The sequence below is a fragment of the Colidextribacter sp. OB.20 genome, from assembly GCF_009911595.1.
In the GTDB taxonomy this organism is placed as follows: domain Bacteria; phylum Bacillota; class Clostridia; order Oscillospirales; family Oscillospiraceae; genus Lawsonibacter.
In genome coordinates this window covers 12,259-32,286 of sequence record NZ_QWKG01000025.1, presented here as the reverse complement: position 1 = coordinate 32,286, position 20,028 = coordinate 12,259, and the positions used below count along the sequence as shown (strand labels likewise).

The following is a 20,028-nucleotide window of genomic DNA, read 5'->3' as shown; positions in this document are numbered from 1 at the left end:
TTGAAGGATTTTTCCAAATATCAAGGCATTATTCCCGCCTTCTATGCCTGCTATGACAGGGATGGGGCGGTGAGCGGCCCGGCAGTCCGGGCCCTGGCCAAATATCTGCTGGACAAGGGGGTCAAGGGCCTGTATGTGGGCGGCTCCTCCGGCGAGTGCATCTATCAGAGCGTGGCCGAGCGGAAGGCGACCCTGGAGAACGTGATGGCCGAGGTGGGCGGCAGGCTGACCGTCATCGCCCATGTGGCCTGCAACAACACGGCCGACAGCCGGGAGCTGGCTGCCCACGCCGAGAGCCTGGGGGTGGACGCCATCGCCGCCATCCCGCCCATCTATTTCCATCTCCCCCCCAAGGCCATCGCCAAATACTGGAACGACATCTCTGACGCCGCTCCCAACACGGATTTTGTGATTTACAACATTCCCCAGCTGGCCGGGGTGGCCCTCTCGGCGCCTCTGCTTCAGGAGATGCTGAAGAATCCCCGGGTCATCGGCGTGAAGAACTCCTCTATGCCCGTTCAGGACATCCAGATGTGGCGTGACGAGGGCGCCTTCGTCTTCAACGGCCCGGACGAGCAGCTGCTGTCCGGTCTGGCCGCGGGGGCGGGCGGCGGAATCGGTGGAACCTACGCCGCCATGCCCGAGCTGTTTCTGGAAATTCTCCGGTGCTTCCAGGCGGGAGAGCTGGACAAGGGCCGCGAGGTCCAGAACGAGTGCTGCCGCATCATCTACAAGATGTGCTCCGCTCAGGGCAACATGTACGCCGTCATCAAAGAGATCATCCGCCTCCAGAACGGACCCGACGTGGGAGGCGTCCGCGCCCCTCTGCTGGGGCTGGAGGACGCCGACCAGCCTGTCGTTGTCCAGGCCCACGAGATGATCCAGGCCGCGATTGCGAAATACTGCTGACCTGTCTGAAAAACGGGCGTGCCGCTGAAAATTGCGGCACGCCCGTTTTTTGATGCAGCTAATATAATACCGCCCCCCTTTGGCGGAAGGGAGACGGTGTTTTTTGCAGCCGGAGGGAGAGAAGGCCGGTCCAGGAGAGAGGGGAGGGCCGGCCGGGCCGGACTGCGGGGCGCCGGTGATGAGAGAAGAAAGCCAGACGCCCAATGTGCAAATAAGGGGCCTATCTGCAACAATCAGCATATCAAAAAACAGGTTAAATGGGTGTGAATGAAGGGGAACAGACCATAAAAATACTGTTAAATTCAGTCGTCCAGCATCCGGTAGCCGATGCCCAGCTCGGTGTGGATATACTTGGGCTCGGAGGGGTTTTCCTTCAGCTTCCGGCGGATGTTGGCCATGTTGACCCGAAGAATCTGGTTGCTGCCGCTGCCGCCGTAGGGCCCCCAGATGTGCTCCAGAATAAAGTCATAGGTGAGCACTTTGCCGGCGTAGAGGGCCAGCAGCTCCAGAATCTTGAACTCATTCTGGGTGAAGTGGACCTCCTGCCCCGCCAGGGTGACCTGGTGGCGGGAGAGGTCAATGGTCAGATCCTTAATCTGATACACGTCCCGCTGAATGCCCTGACTCAGCTTGAGCCGTTCGGCCCGGCGCAGGGTGGAGCGGATGCGGGCCAGAAGCTCGGACACGCCGAAGGGCTTTACCACATAGTCGTCCGCCCCCATGTCCAGGGCCCGGACCTTCTCCGACTCCCGGTCCCGGGCGGAGATGATGATAACCGGCGCCTCCCTGGGCAGGTCCCGGAGCTGGATGAGAATCTCCAGCCCGTCCATGTCGGGAAGGCCCAGGTCCAGGAGCACCAGGTCGGGGCCGTGGGAAAAGAACAGGGAGAGCCCCTCCTTTCCGGTAAAGGCGGGGATGACCCGATAGTCGTTGGCGGTGAGGGCCCGGCTGATAAAATTGCTGATGGCCCGGTCGTCCTCGATGATGAGGACCGTCTGTTTTTCGCTCATAACTCTCCTCCTGCAGGGAGGGCGAAGGAGAACAGCGCTCCGCCCTCGGGGTGGTTGCTGGCGGTAAACCAGCCGCCATGGGCTTTGATGATGCTCTGGCAGACGGACAGGCCGATGCCCATCCCCCGGGTGGCGTCGCCGGACAGCGGCATAGCCTCACCGGCCTTCACAGCCTGGATTACCTCGGGGGACAGGCCCCGGCCGTGGTCCCGCACCTCGGTCACCGCCCAGTTGTCACGGCGGTACAGGCGCATTTGTATGTGTGATGTGTCGCCCGAGTGGCGGATGGCGTTTTCCAGGAGATTGACCATCACCTGCTTGATTAAAATGGAGTCCATGGGCAGATAGAGGATGTCCTCCGACAGCTCCAAACTGGCGTGACAGTCGGGAAAACGCCGCCGGGTGGTGAGCAGGGCGTCTCCCGCCACCTCCTCCAGCATCTCCTCCCGCTTTTTCAGGGGCAGGGTGCCGTCCTGGATGCGGGTGACGGACAGCAGGTTTTCCACCATGACAATCAGGCTGTCGGCGTCCTGCTTGATGTCCATTAGCATGGACAGATTTTTCTCCGGCACCTCCGGGCTGCTCAGCAGCACCGAGACCGTCCCGGAGATGGAGGTGAGAGGGGTGCGCAGATCATGGGACACCGCCCGCAGAATGCTCTCCCGGATGGAGATGCGGTCGGACTCCAGCTGAATGGCGGCCTTTTCCTCGTTTAGCTTCTCGTTGGTCTCATAGAGTGCCCGGGTCTGCTTTTCCCGCTGGGCGGCCTCCAGGGCCTGCTTCTTCACCCGGGCGGTGAGCGCGCAGATTACGCAGGAGATCACCACCATAGAGACCATGGAAACCGGGTAGCCGGTGCGGCTGAGGGAGAAGGCGTTGTAGGGCTCCATAAAAAAGATGTTGATGCAGAAGGTGCCCACCACAGAGGCGATAATGCCGTAGCGGTAGCCGGAGGTGAGCAGGGAGATCAGCGCCACAGCCAGCACAAAGACCAGGGCGGAGTTGTTCTCTCCGCCGGTGTGGCCGATGAGGATGCTGCTGGCCCAGTAGGCGGCACACAGAAACAGCGCCGTGATCCCCAGATTCCGGGGGAGAGGGGGGACGTGGTGGCCCTGTACGTCCAACCAGTGGTAAAGGTTTTTGAGACACTGGAGCAATCGCGCCGCCTCCTTAAAACGCGGAACGCCGCCGGCGTCCCGCGTTTTTTTGTTACATTTTTTGCAGCTGCCGCAGCAGGATTCCGGCGATATCCTCGCAGGAGCCCTGAATCTGGACGGCTCCGATGTTGTAAGCCACCATGGGCATGCCGTATACCACGCAGGATTCCTTGTCCTGGCCGATGGTGTAGGCCCCGGCCTGCCGCATTTTAAGGAGGCCGTCAGCTCCGTCACGGCCCATGCCGGTCATGATGATGCCGGCCATCCGGCACTTGACCTGCTCCGCCATGGAGAAGAACAGGGCGTCCACTGAGGGCCGGTGTCCGCTCACCTTTTCCCCCGGCTGACAGGAGACGGTGTATCGGGTGCCGGAGCGGACTACGCGCATTTGGTAGTCGGCAGGGGCCAGCAGGGCCAGGCCGCGGTGAATCTCATCGCCGTTTTTGGCTTCCCGTACCTCCATGGAGCACAGGCGATTGAGGCGGTCGGCGTACATCTGCGTAAAGCCCACGGGCATGTGCTGGACAATGAGCATCCCTGGGATATCGGCAGGCAGGCGCTTCATGACCTCCAGAGTGGCCTCGGTGCCGCCGGTGGAGGCGCCCAAGCCGATGATGACACTGTCCAGGGAGGGGCGGTTACCCAGCAGGGGCGGGGCGGGGAGGACGGGCTTGGCGCCGGTGGTGGGCAGGCGCACCGCGTCCTTTCCGGCGGCCGGAACGGGCAGATTGAGGGCGCCGGGGCGGGCCCGCACCTTCGCCCCGGCGGCGGCAATTACCTTTTCGGTGAGGGCAGTGATAAAAACGTCGTTCTTCCCAGGCTCCGGCTTGCGGACAAAGTCCACTGCGCCGGCCTGGAGGGCATCGAACACCCGCAGGTCCAGGGAGGACACCAGAATGACAGGCAGGGGCCGCTGAGGCAGAAGCTTTTTTAAAAACTCGATCCCGTTCATGCCGGGCATTTCCACGTCCAGGGTCATCACGTCGGGCTTGAGCTGGGCCACCTTGGTCATGGCGTCCTGAGCGTTGAAGGCGGTGCCCACAATTTCGATCCGGTTGTTCTTGGACAGGCCCTGGGTAATCATGGTGCGGGCCAGGATAGAGTCGTCCACGACCATGACGCGGATGGTTTTGTTAGTTGACCACATGGGAGATCACTCCTTTTTTCCTGGAGTCATATAGCATCCCGACCCGGAGGCCGGGCCGGGATAGAAATTATTTCTTCTGGAAGGTGGACGGAGCTACGGTTACATAGGGGGCGTCCTTGCTCAGGTTTTCAGAGTGACTGATCATCAGGTAGCCGCCGGGGACAGTGGCATCGTAGAACCGGCGCACCAGGGCGTCCTTTGTAGGCTGATCGAAATAGATCATCACGTTGCGGCAGAAGATCACGTCGAATTTTGTCCGAAACTTGATGGGGTCCATCAGGTTAAAGGTCTGGAAGATCACGTTGTTGCGGACCTCCGGCGTGACAGCGTACCGGCTGCCGTCCACTTTGGTGAAGTACTTCTGGCGCCAGGTGGGGGGCAGGGTGTCGGGCAGCTCATAGATCCCCTGCTTGGCCTTGGCCATAGCCTTTTGAGAGATGTCGGTGGCCAAAATCCGGGTGTCCCAAAATCTGGCCTGGGGACCCAAAAAGTCCTTGATGTACATGGTGAGATTGTAGGGCTCCTCACCGCTGGAGCAGCCGGCGCTCCAGATGGCCATAGACTTTTTGTTCTGATGCTTGCGCACCAGATCGGGCAGAATTACCTTGGTAAAAAAGTCGAAATGCTCCGTCTCCCGCATGAAGAAGGTATAGTTGGTGGTCAGGCGGTTGAGCACCTGCTCGATTTTCTGGGGGTTCTGTTCCTTCAGCAGGTTGGTGACAAAATCCGAAAAGTTGGTATATCCCTGCTCGGTGAGCATGGAGGACAGACGGCTGGTGACCAGCTGGCGCTTTTCGGCCAGGGTAATGCCGTATTTCGATTTAATAAAGCTGACCAGACGCTGAAAATCGTTGTCAGAGATAGACTGTATCATAGCAAAAAACACGCCCCTCGGAAATGGAGATTTTTTTACTCATGGAGCAGCAGCTCGCAGTCCAACTCCAGCATGGTGCTGCCGTCTGCCAGGGTGCACATGCCGCAGACCATGGCCTGTCCCTTGTTGGTGGGGACGGGCAGGATGGCATCCAGCGGGACGTCCACCATCTGCTCTACCATATCCACCAGAATGCCTACCATGTTGCCCTCAACCTCCACCACAATGCCGCAGAAGTTCTCCTTCTCCGGCTTGCCCAGGCGCAGGCGGATGTCGATGATGGGGACGATCTGGCCGCGCAGGTTGATGACGCCCTTGACATACGCGGGCACCTGGGGCAGATAGGTGATGGCATAGTCCGTAATGATATCCTTCACCAGATCGGCCTTGATGCCGTACATCAGACCGTCGGAGGAGAAAATCAGGTATTTGTCGGTTTGAATTTCAGGGGGCTGCTCGTTGTAGCTGTCCTCCTGCTCCCGCGCGAACAATACTTCCTCAGTTTGGGCCATAGTTAGTTCTCCCTTCTTTACATAGTCCAGGTCAAAAGGCGCTGTGGGCCGCAGTATATACGTTGACAACATCCAGAATGATGCTGATGCTGCCGTCGCCCAGGATGGAGCAGCCGGTGATGCCGAAGTTCTTCACGCCGAAGCTGTTCACATAGTTGGGCATAGGCTTGACAACAATCTGGTGTTCACCGATGAGCTCATCCACGAACAGGCAGTAGGAGTGCTCGCCGGCCTCCACCCACATAAGGATGCCGTCCTCAATATTTTCCCGGCCCTTGTCCATGCAGAACAGGTCCTTGGCCCGGACGATGGGATAGAAGTTGTCACGAATCTTGACCATCTCACCCTGATGGGGATCATGGATCACGTCCTGACTGCCCACCTTGAGGGAGGACTGGATGGAGTTGATGGGAATGGTAAACATAGAGTCGCCCACCGTGACCTCCATGCCGTCCATAATCGCCATGGTCAGGGGGATTTTCAGGGTGGTGGTCATGCCCTTGCCCCACTCGCTGGAGATGGACACGGTGCCGCCCACGTCGGCCACGTTCTTCTTCACGACGTCCATGCCCACCCCTCTGCCGGAGTACTCGGTGACCTCGGTGTTGGTGGAGAAGCCGGGCATCATCAGGAAATTGAGAATTTCCTTCTGGCTGTAATCGTGGTCGGGGGTGGCCAGGCCCTGGCGGATGGCCTTGTTGAGAACGGCCTGAGTATCGACTCCCTGGCCGTCGTCCTTGATTTCGATGATGACCTCGCTGCCGGTGTGCCGGGCGGAGAGGATCACCTCGCCCACCGGATCCTTGCCGGCGGAGAGCCGGTCAGCCTCGGTCTCCTCCAGGCCGTGGTCCATGGAGTTGCGGACGATGTGCATGATGGGGTCGCTGATGGCGTCCACGATGGTCTTATCCACCTCGGTGTCCTCGCCGATGAGGGTGAGCTTGGCCTTTTTGCCCAGCTTCTTGCTCATGTCCCGGACGATGCGGTTCATCTTCTGGAAGGTGCCGGACACGGGCACCATGCGCAGGGACATGGACACGTCCTGAAGATCGTCAGTGAGCTTGCGCAGGTCCCGGGCGGACTTGGTGAAGTTGTCCAGCCGCAGCCCCTTCAGATCGGGGGAGGAGGTGACCATGGATTCGGTGATGACAATTTCGCTGACCACCGCCATCAGCTGGTCCAGCTTGGCCAGGTTGACGCTGATGAGGCTCTCCTTGGCGTGCTGCTGCTGGCCGGCGGCAGGCTTGGCCGCGGGGGCGTCCGCCTTGGCGGGAGCGTCGGCCTTGGGGGCTGCAGGAGCGGGCTCGGCCTTGGGGGCCTCGGCGGCGGGCTCCTCCTTTGCGGGCTTGGCCGCGTCCACAGGCTGATACTCCCGGACGGAGCCGGCGTTCTTCACGCCGGGAATGGCGGCGTTCCGGTCCTCGGCGGTGCGGAACCAGACAAAGAAGCCCTGGTCGGCGATAATGTCGGCGGTGGAGGGGTCGGTCTCCACGTTGTCGGGGCTGCATACGAAGTCGCTGCAGTAGTCCTTCACGTTGGTGATCAGCATGAAGGCCCGCAGGTTCTCCATGCCGCTGCCCTCGTCGAAGAAGGCGTGGATGCCGTAGAGGTAGTCCTCGTTGACGGCGGCCGGCGCTGCTGCGGGCGCCTCGGAGGCGGACTCGGCGGGGGCCTGCTCCGCCGGAGCGGGGGCCTCCTCAGAGGGGCCGGGATTGCCCTGAATTTTATCAATCAGGCTATTAATTTTGTTTACGATGTGGTCGATAGACTGAGAGAGGGGTTCCTCGTTTTCCACTTTTTCAATTTCACCGCGGAAAAAGTCCACAGCCTGAAAGAGCATATCGAACAAATCAGGCCGGGTCTGCTCCGGAACAATGTCCATTCCCTTCTCCCGGACGAGGAAGAACAAATCCTCAATCCGGTGGGCCACCGTCATCAGGGAGCTGAACTCCATCATGGCGGAGGAGCCCTTGATGGTGTGCATGATCCGGAAAATCTCGTTGACACTGTCCTCTGAGAATGTATCCGCCTCCTCTGCGGCCAGAAGGATACCATCCAACTGCTCCAGCAGGGTGTTGGTCTCATACAGGTACATATCCAGGATGCTGTCGCCCATAAAAACGCCACCTTTTCTCATTTGGTCGGCGGTGGGCCCCAGCTTCATAAAGGCATGGCACACCCGCCTATATCTAATCATACTCGTTATATCGGCTGTGTCAATTAGAAAATTAAGTTTCCCCGAAAAAAAAACGAAGAATTTACGGAAATGGAGTGTCTGCGATGCCAGACCTGCTTGGTGTAACCAACCCGGTACCGGGTCATAATGACAGCAATGTAAACCGAAATATCCCCGTTTCGCCCGGAGATACCCGGATTCAGAACGCTCCTGACCCCTCCAGGGTCAGCCGGCCGGACAACCGGACGGAGCGGCAGGACACCGGCGACTCCGGCGGGAGTCAGGCCCTGCGCTACGACTCCAACTTCGCCGCCTTCCTCCAGCGCATGGCCAACACCCCGGAGCTGCGGGAGAGCCTGAGCATTATCTTCGCCATGTTCGAGGGGAAGGTGGTCTCCTCCGGCATTGAGGAGGGGCTGGCCGGCGAGATGGGCGCCCTGCTCAACATGCTGAAGATGGACGAGGGCCAGCTGGGGAAGTTTCTTAACTCCCAGATGGCCAACGGCAACCGCTTCGGCGGCGCGCTGTTCGACATTCTGCGGGAGGCCTTCTCCAGCGGGAACTCCGAGGCGGTGCGCGGCGGCATCCTCCAGTTTTTGAAGAAATACAGCGATTATTCCTCCACCGGACACATTCAGAACAATCTGCTCCGGGGCCTGACCCGGCTGACCCGGGCCATCCCGGCCAGCTACGGCAGCCAGCTGCTGCCCATGGTGTCTCAGCTGGAGGAGAGGCTGAACGCCGGGGACCGGGCGGGGGCGCTGAAGCTGCTCCAGGGCAGCATCCTCCCCTTCCTGTCGGCCTACACCAGCAAGACCAACGACATGGGCCTGTCCCGAACGCTGATCTCCATGCTGGCCCTGGACATTGCCCGCTATGAGAACGGCAGTGAGGACAGCCTGCTTCAGGCCTTCCACCAGCTCAACGGAAGTCCGGGCCTGCGGGAGAAGCTGGGGGGGCTGAGCGACGAGGGGCTGCTGCGGCTGCTGGACAGCACCAGCTTCGCCAAGGCCGCCGAGGGGGACAACTTTGCCGCCCAGCTCACCAGGGCCGCCCAGAAGGCCCTCCAGGGAGGGGCAAGCAGCGAGGTCCAGGAGGCCTTCCGCAACATTGTCTCCGCCTTCCTGGTCAACGAGAGCGTGCACATGCCGCTGAACCACATCCTGCTCCCCCTGGAGTGGGACGGGAAGATGGTCTTCTCCGAGATGTGGGTGGACCCGGACGCGGAGGAGAACCTGAAGCGGAGCCGGCGGGACCGGCCCAACACCCTGCGGTTCCTGTTCAAGATCGACATCCAGAATCTGGGCTTCTTCGACATGGTGCTCACCAGCCAGGGGGATAAGGTGGACGTCCAGGTCTTCTGCCCGGAGAAGGTGGCCCCCTTCTCCCAGCTGGTGCAGGGGGAGCTGTCCCGCATCCTGACGGACAACGGCCTGTCCGCCGGCGCGGTCCAGGTGCAGCAGATGACCAGGCCGCTGACCATATCCGGGGTATTCCCCCGGATCTTTGAGGGGGAGAACAGTATCAATGTCAAGATTTGATAATCGGGCCACCAACCGGGCGGTGGCCCTGAAATACGAGGGGGAGGGCGCCCCGGTGGTGGTGGCCTCCGGCATGGGCTACCTGGCCGAGCGCATGGTGGAGGTGGCATCCGAGAGCGGCGTACCCATCTATGAGGACAACTCTCTGGCCACCATGCTGTCCCAGCTGGCTCTGGGTCAGGAGATTCCCGACGCGCTGTATCAGGCCATTGTGGAGATCTACGTCTACTTTTTGAACTTTGACCCGGAGGACCCGGACAAGGCCCGGCGGGAACGGGCCGCCCTGGCCGCTCAGGCGGAGCAGGCGGCTCAGCGGTCCGCGGAGGAGTCCGCGGACGAGAAAGGAGGAGCTTAAATGGAAGAAAGGCTCTATTTAATTCTGGACAGCCAGGGCACTCCCCTGGCCAACGCGGTGCTGGAGTCGCCCCTGAACGCTGAGGTTTTGCAGATACGAATCCTCAACAACAAGGAGGAGGCGGTTGCGGCCCACCGGGAGATTCAGCTCATCGGACTGGACGACAGCTCTCCCAACCGGGTGGGCCTGATCGTCCGGCAGCGGGGGGATCAGATGGTCATCCAGCCCACCGCCGCCCTGGGGCCCGCCGCCCGTGAGAACCTGCGCATCACCACCGACTTTGAGAGCGTCATGTATCCCGTGTCGGGGCGCTGGAAAGGGCAGCTCGCCTTTAAGTCGAAGGACCTGAGCTGCGGCGGCATCGCCTTCTACTCCCCGATCTTCCTGGAGGACCGGGAGATTGTGGAGATGGTCCTGCCTGTCACCGACTCCCCGCTGATTGTCAGGACCCAGGTCATCCGGGCCCTGCCGGAGGAGGGCGCCGAGCAGCCCCTGTATGCCTCCAAGTTCGTGGACCTGATTCAGGACGAGGAGGCGCTGATCCGCAAGGCGGTATTCAGCATCCAGATCGACGCGTCCTGACAGAAAAACTGTTTTACCCGCGTTCCGGGGCCTTCCGGCCCCAAGCTTGGCCTTTGGAGAAAAGAAAGGAGAACCGCTTATGCCTCGTAGAACTGGAACAACCCGCTGGGGATGGAGGGACCGTGCCGTCAGCATGCTGCTGGCCGCCGTCCTGATGCTGGGAATGGTGCCCGGACTGACTCTGCCCGCCTCGGCGGAGCACTGGGCCGATGGATATCTGGATCAGCTGGTGGAGTGGGGGGTCATGCGGGCCGACCAGACCAGCGACCCGGATGCCCCTCTGACCCGCGCTGAGTTTATGGCAGTCATAAACCGGGCCTATGGCTATAACAAAACAGGCCCCATTCCCTTTGAGGATGTGAACCGGGGTGACTGGTTCTATGATGATGTGTCCATCGCCTACACGGCGGGCTATACCCTGGGCACCTCCGCCACCACCTTCCATCCCAACGCCACCCTGAACCGGGAGCAGGCGGTGTGCATTCTGGCCCGGAACATGATGATGAAGGAGACCCCGGGAGAGAATCTGGCCTTTTCTGATGCCCGGAACATCAGCGACTGGGCCCGGGGCCTGGTCAAGACCGCGGTGGACCACTATATTGTCAACGGCTATCCCGACGGCAGCTTCGGCCCCCAGGACGTTATATCCAAGGGACAGATGGCCAGCATGCTGGTGGGCTGCCTCGGCACCCCCCTGAATCAGGCGGGTGAGTATGCCCTGGGCGATGTGTACGGCAATGTCACCATCACCGCCTCGGGCGTCACCCTGCGGAACACCACCGTCAGCGGCGATCTGTACGTCTCCGCCGGCGTGGGCCTGGGCAATGTGAGGCTGGAGAACGTCAACGTGCTGGGCCGCATCATTGTCAGCGGCACCGGCGAGAGCCAGGGGGGCGACGCCAGCGTTGTGCTGCGCAACGTCACCGCCAACGAGATGCTGGTGGACAACATGAAGGATCAGCTGGTCACCCTCCGGGCAGACGGTCTGACCAGCATCGGCGTAACCACCGTCAAAACCCCCGCCTATCTGGAGGACAACACCCCCGACGGCCTGGGCCTGCGGCAAATCATTATGGAGAACGCGGGCGGCAGGCTGACCCTGGCCGGCCGGGTCAAGGAAGTGATAAACAAGGCCCCCGGAAGCACGATCCAGCTGTCCAAGGGCACTGTGGGCAAGCTGACGGTGGATGAGGCCGCCGTGGGCTCCACCGTCCAGCTGGACCGGAACACCGAGGCCAAGGAGATCAACCTGGACACCGGCGCCAGCGTCAACGGCCAGGGCGACGTGGACAAGATGAACGTCAACGCCTCCGACGTGACCAGCACCATGCTGCCCAACGACATCTACATCCGGCCCGGCCTGGAGTCCAACATCGCCGGCGAGATCATGGACAGCGCCGCCGCCGAGGAGTCCTCTCTGGACCCCCAGATTCTGTCCGGCTATCCCCAGGCCAACGATATCGCCCCCACCTCTCTGCGGGCGGACTTCGCCGGCAATAAGCGGGGCACCGTCTACTGGGCCGTCAGCAATATCACCGACGGCTCCATCACCGCCGACGACCTGATTTCCCCGCCCTCCTACGGCTCCCTGGCCATGAAGAGCGGCTCCGTCGCCCTGCCCTCCGCCGAGACCGTGGTTCCGGTAAGCATCACCGGGCTGACCTCGGGCGGGTCCTACTACCTGTCCGCCGTCCTGGTGGACGCCAGAGAGCAGCGCAGTCCGGTCAAGGTCATCTCCTTTACCACGCCGGACAACACCAAGCCCGCCTTCGCTCAGGGCTATCCCTATATCTCCCTGGTGACCGACACCCTGGCCCAGGCCACCGTGATGGCAACCAAGAGCTGTAAGCTGTACTACGCGGTTCTGCCTCAGAACGCCTCCGCTCCCACCATCAACGACCTGAAGTCCGCTGCCGTCACCGGCAACCTGGGCTACGGCGTGATGGACGTGGTGAAGAACACCGAGCACACCTTCACCATCAGCCGCCAGCTGGAGGAGCTGAAGGACTACACCGCCTACTTCTGGCTCACCGACGCCAACGGCGCCAACAGCTCCAGCATCGTGGCCGTGCGGTTCACCACCAAGGACATGACCCCGCCGGAGTTCAACCCCGACCCCGACCCCAATACCGCCACCGAGGGGGCGACCTCCGTTACCCTGACCGCCGGCCTGAACGAGAAGGGCACCATCTTCTGGGCCGTCGTTCCCAGAGGCAAGGCATACCCCAATCCCAACCCCGGCAACAGTGAAGACAACGAGAATGGCGCCGCCAAGCTGGACACCCTGTGGGCCAAGATCCAGGTGGAGTACGGCCGGGGCGCGACAAAGCGCGGCCAGGTGAAGGTCAACGACCCCAACACCGAGGTGACCCTCAACATTACCGGACTGGCCAAGGAGACCGTGTACGACCTGTACTACGTGGCTAAGGACGACGCGGGCAACTACTCCAAGTGGGTCAAGAAGATCACCATCAAGACCGAGGACAGCACCGGCCCCGTGGTCTACCAGTATTTCTCGGACTTCCAGGGCAACGACCCCACTGAGAAGCCCACGGTGAGCAGCGACGTGATCCTGGACTTCAGCGAGAGCATCGCGATTGGCGACAGCGGCGATTTGCTGGATCTATACAAGAGCGACCCCGAGCACACGAAAGCGACCGATTTTTTGCGGGAGAACTTCATCCTGAGGCGGTATGAGAACATGGATTGGCCTGTGGTGGATGAGAAGACAAAAGAGGCGGACAAGGAAAAGACCCGCAACTGGGTGGACTACAGCAAGGTGATTGTCCGCGCGTCGGAAACAAGAGAGGGCCATGTGGAGGTAGTTTTCTCCCCCGACCAGGGCGCCCTGAAGATGACCAGCGGCACCCAGTTCCAGTTTGAGCTGAGGAATGTCAAGGACCTGTCGGGCAACCCGCCCAAGGGCCCCATCCCCATCCTGACCCCCAAGAACTGCGAAAAGACGGAGCACACCCTGAAAATCTTCGACACTGTCTTTGCCTGGGTGGAGCTGGGCCCGGGCACTGACCGGCCCTCCGGAAAAGGCGAGGCCCCCGATTGGATTGAAAACCCGAAGGCGCAGCCGCACAACAATGGCGGCAAGCAGGAAGACGGCAGCGCCCGGGTGGACGGCTACTTCATCATGCGGCCCAAGTCCACCGCCAACGCTGCCGCCGACCTGCGGTACGACATCATCATTATGGGTACCGGGGATTACATCAGCTATGACCTGTACTACCGCATCAAGACCCCCAGCGGAGTAGTGAACACCGAGGCTTCTATTGCTGAAGGTTATGGCCTGTCCGCAGCACATGTTGAGACCGAAGTTGACGATGGTGGCTGGGTTTATCTGGGCAACAAGGAGAGCAATATGACCAGGGACAAGGTTTGGGATTCCATGTCCCTGGGCCGGGAGTTCAACAAGCAGGGTGAGCAGCCCTTCTTCCTTCCTCTAACGTCGCTGAGAGAGGGCTACATGTATGAGTTTGCCATCTCCGTCACCAAAAAGGCCGAAAATACTGACCCCGGCCAGTGGCGCGGCAGTGTTGGTTTCCGCGCCTATGTGGTGGCTGGCTACAGTACTGCCCTGGCCCCCCTCGCCCAGGGCGGCGCATCCGGAAAACTGCAGCCTAAGGATATCGACGACTTCAATAAGGGTATTGGCTCGGAGACCGGCCGGTCCATCGGCACCTACCAGACCCAGGATTATGTGGATTTCCTGGCCGACCTGGGCGGCAGACAGCTGCCCGGCTTCAAAATTGGCCCTAATATTGAGCTTTCGGACGAGAATCCGGATAAAAGCGTAGAGATCAACTTTGCCTTGGAGAATCCGGCCACCGTTTACTACGTTGTCGCCAACCGGGATGACAGAACCAATGACGGCTGGGGAGGGCGGCTGGATACAGAGCTGACCCTGAACACAAAGACAACGGGTACACCGCCTACGACTGAGCTGGATGTGACGAAAAGCGAGCAGGAGCGGCTGAAAGAAATAGTGGATGAACTGGGAATGGAAGAGGAAGATTTGCTCGGGACAATCACAAGCACAATCTCGGGTCAAGAGAAGCTTCTCTGGGAAGTCATTACCCTGCAGACCAACAGGACCAGTATGATCCCGGGCAAGCTGTTCTATACTGTGGGGGAGACACCGGCAGCCTCGAATATCGTGAATGGTAAGGGACTCGAAGGAAAGTATCGCTATGGAACTATGGTATACGAAGGCGGCAACACTACTCCCACTTTCACGATTGGCAATACGAGTGGCGAGGGTCCGGACACATATCTTACCCCGGATACGGAGTACTATATCTACATGGTAATCACCGACGCCGCAGGCAACCGCTCCCCGGTGTATATCTACAACTTTGCTACGGAGCCGACCAAGCCGCCCAAGATCGTGCTTACCCACAATGCTAAAAACGAGGGCATCGCTGATATTACGACAAAGGAAACCGACAGCGATCTGATTTATACGATGATCACTATCAGTACTGCGAACGAGAGGTGGAAGGGTGTATTAAACCAGAAGATGCACGAGGTTTCCGATGGAAAGGTGCTCCCTGAGCCTTATGGTAAGTGGACAGAGGTGACAGAGAAAGACGAGAACAATCAAGATGTTACAGTTTACAAGATGACTGACTCTATTACAGTATGGGAAGCTTTGAAGACGCGCTTCAGCTATAAGTCAGCCTACAACCCGGCAAATATTACGGGGGATAAACTGGAAGCCATAAGAGAGGGCGCTTATTTCCCGCCGGACGGAGCGAGGTCCGACGACTACTCTGTCTTTGATATTTATGCGGGTGATGACGTCCGGCGGCAGGTCTATGACATGATTCACGATGCAGGCTCCCCTTACGAGACGTCTAGCAAGAAAGATATCAAGCAGGAGCTGAACAAAGATAATCCGGCAGAGAAGGACCCCCATGTAATCTTTGTCATGGGCCGCAGTACCAGCACCGATGACCAGGTTGACAACTACTCCTTTGCGGCGATTAACCTTGATATCTACGGGGAACCGCCTGCGCTGATAGAAGAAGGAACCAGCTGTACAATTAATACGGATGACAATGGCGCAACCTTCTCTGGAACCTTTTCGCTCCATTTTGATGGGGATCTGTATTACGTAGAGAGAGCCTTGGAGGAAGGTGAGTATGCGTCGGAGCTCCATCAGAATTGTGGTGGGAATTGTGGTAAGAACTGCAAGGATGTTATAGATCTGTACAGTCCCCAAAATTCTGGTATCGTTTTAACGAGTACTGGTGTTCATACGAGCTTGACAGACATGCTTGAGTTCCGTTATAGCAACCTGCGACCTGGCGATCAGATTACGATCACCTCTCCTGGCAACTTCTCAAACAGATACGGCAGAACATCTCAATCGAAGGTCTATATCAAGGTCGAGCAGGAGGGTGAGGACTATTACATAAGAGTCCTGTGGGGCAGTAAGGTAATAGCGGAGCAAAAGTGTCGCATTTCCAAGCCTGTCAATCCGGCGCCAAAGCCGACGAGAATTGTGCCTGGTACGTTTGCTCAAAATACGCCTGGCAGTGACGAATATAACGGCACCTTTACAATTCGCTTTGATAAGCCGCTGTATTGGGCGGACGTTTATACTAGTAATAATGTGTTGCCTGTCTATAATAATAAAACTGCTGCCGCTGGTGGAATTAGTATTACAGATTATGTTGGTAAGAACGGTGGCACTGTGGAGGCTACGGGTACAGGCAGTAGCCCGGCAACTAGTTTTAGTCTGTCAGTTAAGGATGTAAAAGCTGGAACTGTGTTTAGCTGGTTTAGCCAAGGTTTCATCAGCAGCGAGGATGCGGAGAAGACATTGGAAAAGATGACGGTTACGGTAAGAGTGGAAGACGAAGTGACAAACGCACTAACTTGGAAACATGTATATCTTGATCTTGCGTTGGGGGATAACGTAGTTGACACCCAAGAAGTGATGAAATATTCAGTTTCTACACGTAAACCCTAATTCCTAATCGGGAGCGGGCCCCGTGCCCGCTCCCGTCCCCCGTTAACCAACCTCACGAAAAAGGAGTGTTTTATGGTGAAGACAACACTGGGACGGCGCTGGCTGTCTCTGTTCCTGACTCTTGTCCTGAGCCTGACCCTGGCGCCGGCGGCGCTGGCGGACGACCCGGAGACTGACGACCCGCCGGCGGTGACCGGCATCACCGCCAAGCTGAACAAGAAGGAACTGGTTCTGACTGAGAAGGGGCCCAGCGAGAAGCTGGAGCTCACGGTGACGGACAGCAACGGGAACAAGGTCACCGACAACTATACTGTGGAATGGGACTGCGGAGACGCGGCCACGATTGACGAGCCTGGCAATGAGAGTGGCAAGGTAAAACCTCTCAAGGCGGGTAAGACTGTCGTTACCGCTACTGTGACGTACAGCCCCCCAGGCGGTGAGACATTTACCGCCAAGGCCGAGTGCGAGGTTGAGGTTTTGGTGCGGGTAACGCTGGAGCTCCAGCCCAGCGGCCCCCTCATCCTGGAGACGGAGGGCAGGCTGAGGCAGGAGACCATCAGGGCCACGACGACCCCTGACGACGCCAAGGTCACCTGGAGCTCCTCCGACAGCGCTGTGGCCCAGGTGGGCTCCACCGACGCCAACGGCCACACGGCCACCCTCACCGGCCGCACCCCCGGCAAGGCCACCATCACGGCCACCGCCACCCAGGGGAAGAGTGAAGCTGAGGCCACCATCGACGTGGAGGTCAGCGGCATCGTACTCAGTAAGACTGACCTGAGCGTCCGGGAGGGGAATGAGGTGGATATTCCCACCATTTCCCGCTTCGGCGCGGCCAGAAACGGCACCCTGAGCTTCCAGTCCGCCGACAACAGCGTGGCGGCCGTGGTAGGCACAACGGTAGAGGGCCGGGGTCCGGGCACCACCACCATCACCGTCTACGCCGGGGTGGATTATCAGGAGATTTTCACCGTCACGGTGTCCTCCAACCACGAGGTGACCATTGAGGTCCCCCGCTTCCTGACCACCGACACCCTGAGCTTCGCCGACTACCTGGACAATTTCAACGACCAGGCCGGCGGGAGGCTGTCCCACCTGACCGGGCTCTATGTGGACCCCGCCCAGGGCATTTTGTACTATCGGTACAACGCCGACAACGGCCCCGAGGGCGTGGCCCAGAGCCAGGACTACTACTACAACGCCACCGGCAGGCAGAAGAGCCTGGGTGAGATCACCTTCGTGCCCAACCCCGGCTATACCGGCAGCCAGGTCACCATCAACTACACGGTTGTCTCCACCCTCCATCAGAACAGCAACGGCCGCATCATTCTGAACATGGTGAAGGGTCAGGCCAGCGAAATCCAGCTGACCGGCACCCACAGCTACCCCGCCCGGTTCAGCAGCGAGGACTTCAACCGGATCTGTGTGCAGAACTACGGCGCCGCCCTGAACTATGTCACCTTCTCCCTGCCCCCCTCCAGCCAGGGGGTGCTGTACACCGACTATGTCAGCGACGATGACTTCGGAACCAAAATCACCGCCGGCACCCAGTACCGCCGCCGGGATCTGGACAGTGTGTCCTTTGTCCCTGCCGCCAGCTTCTCCGGCACCGCCACCATCTACTACACGGGCCGGGCGGCAGGGAGCCCCGGGGCCTCCTACACCGGCCAGGTGACCGTCACCGTGACCAGAGACAGCCCCTCCAAGGGGGAGAATCTGATCTACAGCTGCTACTCCGGCGGCACGGTCACTCTGGATGACGAGCGGTTCGACGACTACTGGCAGAACGACCTGAACGGCAGGGGCAGCCTGAACTTCATCCGCTTTGACTCCCTGCCCGCCGCCAGCCAGGGCACGCTGTACTGCCGCTACCGCTCCGCCAGCAACCCCGGCACCCCGGCCCAGACCGGCACCAACTACTACTGCGGCACCTATACCCCCCGGCTGGATCAGATCACCTTCGTGCCCGACCAGTACTTCTCCGGCACCGTGTACATCCCCTTTACCGGCTGGAGCAACAACGGAGACCGCTTCTCCGGCACCATTGAGATCGACGTGACCGGCTCGGGCGGCGCGGGCAGCATCTGGTACGACTGCAAGCCCGGCCGGACCGTGAAGTTTGACGCCGGCGACTTCAACCAGCTGAGCCGGGACCTGACCGGCCGGGCGGTGGACTACATCCAGTTCCAGAATCTGCCCAACAGCTCCTCCCAGGGCTGGCTTCTGCACAGCGGCAGCCGGATTACCAGCTCCGCCCTCTCCCGGCAGTACAGCAACGGCTCGGGGAGCTACCGCATCCAGTATCTGTCCTTCCAGGCGGCCGGCGGCTTCAGCGGAACGGTGGACATCCCCTTTACCGGCATGTCTGCCAACGGGGTCAGCTTTACCGGCACCCTCACCATCGCATCCGACGGCTCGGGGGGCCGGGACATGACGATCTATTACACCGCCGACTACGGCGACGCCGCGGTCTTCGACCGGGACGATTTTGACAACCTGTCCTGGGATGAGACGGGCGAAGATGTGAGCAGCGTCCAGTTTGAGATCCCCAGCACCAGCCGGGGCAGCCTCTACCAGGGCTACCGCTCCAGCACCAGCCGGGGCAGCCGCATCACCTCCGACAGCACCCGCATCAGCGCCAGTGACCTGGACCGGGTGGCATTTCTCCCGGCCAGCGGCTTTACAGGTACGGTGAATATTGACTTCACTGCCACCGCCCGGAACGGCGGGGGCACCTTCACCGGCACGGTGCAGGTGGACGTGGGCCAGGCGGGCACGTCGGCCACCGCCCGCTACTCCACCTGGACGGCCCCGGTGTCCTTCCGCAGCGTTGACCTGCGCGGCGGCGGCACTCTGGACTATATCCGCCTCACCTCCCTGCCCTCCGCCAATGAGGGCAAGCTGTACAGCATATACGAGAGCAGCACCAAGGGCGGCCGGGCCGGCATGGGGGTCTCCTACTATGCCAGCCAGAGCAGGGGTGAGCCCATCGACTGGCTGACCTTCGTCCCCCGGGCGGGCTTCACCGGGACGGTCCGTCTCCCCTACACCGGCACAAACACCAACGGCTCCTCCTTCCAGGGGGAGGTGGTCATCGACGTCTCGCCCGTTTACGGCTCCAACCACTTCAGCGACATGGGGATGTACGGCGCGGAGGCCCAGGCGGCGGTGGCCTACCTCTACGACAGCGGCGTGGTCCACGGCATTTCCGCCACCCAGTTCGCGCCCCAGGGGAATATCACCCGGGGAGATTTCGCGGTGATGCTCTACAACGCCTTCAACGTTGACTCCACCTCCAGCGGCGGCAGTCAGGCGTTTACCGACGTTCCCGCCGGCACCTACTACACCGAGGCGGTGAACACCCTGCACCGTATGGGCATCGTCAACGGCGTGGGCGGCGGGAAATATGCCCCCACCGGCAATGTCTCCCGGCAGGACGCCATCTGCATGGTCCACCGGGCCATGCGGTCCATGGGCTGGAGCACCGGCAGCGGCGGCGGGTCCCTGCTGAGCAGCTACAGCGACGGCGGCTCTGTCGCGGACTACGCCAGAAACGACATGGCCAACGCCGTTTTGAAGGGCTACCTGCCCATCACAAACGGCCGTCTGGACAGCAACGCCCTCCTGACCCGAGTAGATATGGCCCTGATTCTCCACCGGGTGCTGACCTATTAAGATAACAAAGCGGAAACAGCGCCGGCTCAGTCCGGCGCTGTTTTTATGCCTGTCTCCGGGACAAGGTCTTGTACAGCCCTCCAATGCGTGGTATAATAAACCGT

12 protein-coding genes are annotated in these 20,028 nt (G+C 60.3%); 6 read left to right on the top strand and 6 right to left on the bottom strand.

Annotated features, from left to right (window positions below; genetic code table 11):
- Positions 1 to 909 carry a dihydrodipicolinate synthase family protein gene (locus D1641_RS08040; protein ID WP_160664476.1) on the top strand — a complete coding sequence of 303 codons (909 nt, stop codon included), beginning with the start codon at positions 1 to 3 and terminating at the stop codon, positions 907 to 909.
- A 302-nt stretch (positions 910 to 1,211) separates the two neighbouring features.
- On the opposite strand, the gene D1641_RS08035 is transcribed toward D1641_RS08040, so the two are convergent.
- From D1641_RS08035 to D1641_RS08010, 6 genes are all read right to left on the bottom strand, one after another.
- Positions 1,212 to 1,919 carry a response regulator transcription factor gene (locus D1641_RS08035; protein ID WP_160664474.1) on the bottom strand — a complete coding sequence of 236 codons (708 nt, stop codon included), beginning with the start codon at positions 1,917 to 1,919 and terminating at the stop codon, positions 1,212 to 1,214.
- The gene (locus D1641_RS08030) at positions 1,916 to 3,076 is read right to left on the bottom strand and encodes a DUF4118 domain-containing protein (RefSeq protein WP_160664472.1); all 1,161 of its coding nucleotides are present in this window, start codon (positions 3,074 to 3,076) and stop codon (positions 1,916 to 1,918) included. Before D1641_RS08030 ends, D1641_RS08035 begins: the two co-directional genes overlap by 4 nt.
- A gap of 52 nt (positions 3,077 to 3,128) precedes the next feature.
- Entirely contained in the window at positions 3,129 to 4,223 is a 1,095-nt protein-coding gene (locus D1641_RS08025; protein ID WP_160664470.1) for a chemotaxis response regulator protein-glutamate methylesterase, read from the bottom strand.
- A gap of 67 nt (positions 4,224 to 4,290) precedes the next feature.
- Positions 4,291 to 5,097 (bottom strand): protein-glutamate O-methyltransferase CheR, encoded by an 807-nt coding sequence (locus D1641_RS08020; RefSeq protein ID WP_201757300.1) that lies wholly within the window; start codon positions 5,095 to 5,097, stop codon positions 4,291 to 4,293.
- A 35-nt stretch (positions 5,098 to 5,132) separates the two neighbouring features.
- Positions 5,133 to 5,609, bottom strand: coding sequence for a chemotaxis protein CheW (locus D1641_RS08015; protein WP_160664468.1), 477 nt, complete (start codon positions 5,607 to 5,609; stop codon positions 5,133 to 5,135).
- Between the two features lie 31 nt (positions 5,610 to 5,640).
- Entirely contained in the window at positions 5,641 to 7,725 is a 2,085-nt protein-coding gene (locus D1641_RS08010; protein WP_160664466.1) for a chemotaxis protein CheA, read from the bottom strand.
- Between the two features lie 164 nt (positions 7,726 to 7,889).
- On the opposite strand from D1641_RS08010, the gene D1641_RS08005 reads away from it, so the two are divergent.
- The 5 genes from D1641_RS08005 to D1641_RS07985 all read left to right on the top strand — a co-directional run bounded on the left by D1641_RS08005 (position 7,890) and on the right by D1641_RS07985 (position 19,924).
- Positions 7,890 to 9,326 carry a hypothetical protein gene (locus D1641_RS08005; protein WP_160664464.1) on the top strand — a complete coding sequence of 479 codons (1,437 nt, stop codon included), beginning with the start codon at positions 7,890 to 7,892 and terminating at the stop codon, positions 9,324 to 9,326.
- Entirely contained in the window at positions 9,313 to 9,681 is a 369-nt protein-coding gene (locus D1641_RS08000; RefSeq protein WP_160664462.1) for an EscU/YscU/HrcU family type III secretion system export apparatus switch protein, read from the top strand. Before D1641_RS08005 ends, D1641_RS08000 begins: the two co-directional genes overlap by 14 nt.
- Positions 9,682 to 10,263 carry a PilZ domain-containing protein gene (locus tag D1641_RS07995; RefSeq protein WP_160664460.1) on the top strand — a complete coding sequence of 194 codons (582 nt, stop codon included), beginning with the start codon at positions 9,682 to 9,684 and terminating at the stop codon, positions 10,261 to 10,263.
- A gap of 79 nt (positions 10,264 to 10,342) precedes the next feature.
- The gene (locus tag D1641_RS07990; RefSeq protein ID WP_160664458.1) at positions 10,343 to 16,249 is read left to right on the top strand and encodes an S-layer homology domain-containing protein; all 5,907 of its coding nucleotides are present in this window, start codon (positions 10,343 to 10,345) and stop codon (positions 16,247 to 16,249) included.
- 72 nt (positions 16,250 to 16,321) lie between these two features.
- The gene (locus D1641_RS07985; RefSeq protein WP_160664456.1) at positions 16,322 to 19,924 is read left to right on the top strand and encodes an S-layer homology domain-containing protein; all 3,603 of its coding nucleotides are present in this window, start codon (positions 16,322 to 16,324) and stop codon (positions 19,922 to 19,924) included.
- Positions 19,925 to 20,028: the final 104 nt, after the last annotated feature.